Below are 1,673 nucleotides of genomic sequence, written 5' to 3' on the forward strand. Positions count from 1 at the left end.
GCTGCTGAGCTTTCAAAGCTCTTCAACTACAACATTCCTCTCCGTTGGAGCATCTCACACCTCTATCAGTGCATCCTCGACGGTCAGGAGCATGTCAAGGACATAACCTACATCACTACCCTTGCAGGTTACATCCACTGGCGCCTCACCGGCAAGAAGGTCCTCGGTATCGGCGACGCTTCAGGTATGATCCCTGTAGATCCTGCTACCAAGAACTACGACGCTGAGATGGTAAGGAAGTTCGACGAGCTCGTAGCTCCTAAGGGCTACAACTGGAAGCTCGGCGACATCCTCCCTGAGTGTATCGTTGCAGGTGAAGATGCAGGTGTGCTCACCGAGCATGGTGCACATCGCCTCGACATCTCCGGCCACCTCAAGGGCGGTTGCCCACTCTGTCCTCCAGAGGGCGACGCAGGTACCGGTATGGTCGCTACCAACGCAGTAAAGCAGCGCACAGGTAACGTATCTGCAGGTACCTCATCATTCTCTATGATCGTTCTCGAGAAGGATCTCAGCAAGCCTTACGAGATGATCGACATGGTGACAACTCCTGACGGCAGCCTCGTAGCCATGGTTCATTGCAACAACTGTACTTCCGACATCAACGCATGGGTCAACCTCTTCAAGGAGTACCAGCAGCTTCTCGGAATTCCAGTGGACATGAACGAGATCTACGGCAAGCTCTACAACCACGCCCTCACCGGTAACGCTGACTGCGGTGGCGTCATCTCTTACAACTACGTATCAGGTGAGCCAGTGTGCGGATGTACCGACGGACGTCCTATGTTCCTCCGTTCTGCAAACGACAAGTTCAACCTCGCAAACTTCATGAGAGCACACCTCTACGGTACCGTAGGTGCACTTAAGATGGGTAACGACATCCTCTTCAAGGAGGAGCACGTACAGGTCGACAGGATCACCGGTCACGGCGGTCTCTTCAAGACCAAGGGCGTAGGTCAGAAGGTCCTCGCAGCTGCCCTCAACTCTCCAATCTCAGTGATGGAGCCTGCAGGCGAAGGTGGTGCTTGGGGTATCGCACTGCTCGCCGGTTACCTCACCAACAAGAAGGGTCTCAGCCTCGCTGACTACCTTGAGATGGTGGTATTCAACGGTGACAAGGGTGTAGAGATCGCACCAGACCCAGCAGACGTTGAAGGATTCAACTCTTGGATCGAGACTTACAAGGCATGCATCCCTGCAGAGCAGAAAGCCTGCGAGTGCAAGAAGTAATTCACGCTCCCATATATTTATCCGGGCGGGCCTGACCGCGTGCCCGGGTACCATTTCCCCACACGACAAGACATGAGAAAAGCATTCTTCATTGCTGCCCTGATGGCAGCAAGCGTCGCTGCAAATGCCCAGAAGCATATCAGCGTCGATTTCAGCAGAGAGAAGTTCCCTGTACAGAAGACAATGTACGGAGTATTCTTCGAGGACATCAACTTCGCCGCAGACGGAGGTCTCTACGCAGAGCTCGTCAAGAACCGCTCGTTCGAATTCGACAACCCTCTCCAGGGCTGGCAGTCCTTCGGAAACGTCGAGGTACGCAACGACGGTCCTTTCAGCAACTGTCCTCACTATGTGCACCTCAGCTACGCGGGACACCCGGTACGCGTCACCGGACTCGAGAACGAAGGCTTCTTCGGTATGGGAATCGAGGAAGGCAAGGAGTA

1 protein-coding gene and 1 pseudogene are annotated in these 1,673 nt (G+C 54.4%); both read left to right on the top strand.

Annotated features, from left to right (window positions below; genetic code table 11):
• Positions 1-1,230 (top strand): FGGY-family carbohydrate kinase (locus AC06ND_RS09425; protein ID WP_475678729.1); only part of this gene is annotated, 1,230 nt, incomplete at its 5' end.
• 72 nt (positions 1,231-1,302) lie between these two features.
• Positions 1,303-1,673 (top strand): annotated as a pseudogene (locus AC06ND_RS09430) (alpha-L-arabinofuranosidase C-terminal domain-containing protein); the annotation flags it as partial.

Source organism: Candidatus Cryptobacteroides sp., from assembly GCF_056207615.1.